This window comes from Streptomyces sp. PTL18 (assembly GCF_059510295.1).
On the sequence record NZ_JCAJZO010000187.1, the window covers coordinates 1 to 203 of the forward strand.

1 protein-coding gene is annotated in these 203 nt (G+C 72.4%); it reads right to left on the reverse strand.

What is annotated here, in order from left to right; translation table 11 throughout:
• A partial coding sequence (locus AC5WS8_RS39585) for a transposase (RefSeq protein ID WP_496108301.1) occupies positions 1–203 on the reverse strand: 203 nt, incomplete at both ends.

The following is a 203-nucleotide window of genomic DNA, read 5'->3' on the forward strand; positions in this document are numbered from 1 at the left end:
CCTCGCGCTCACGCACTCGTGCGCGCAGCCGGTCGTGGAACTCGGTGATGAGCCCGTGCTCTCGCCAGCGGCGGAAGAAGGCGTAGACGCGGCCCCAGTCGGGGAAGTCCGCGGGCATCGCCCGCCAGGAGATCCCGCCCGCGACCAGGTAGCGGATCGCGTCCAGCAGTTGGCGGTGGCAGTAGCCCTCGGGCTGCCCGCCT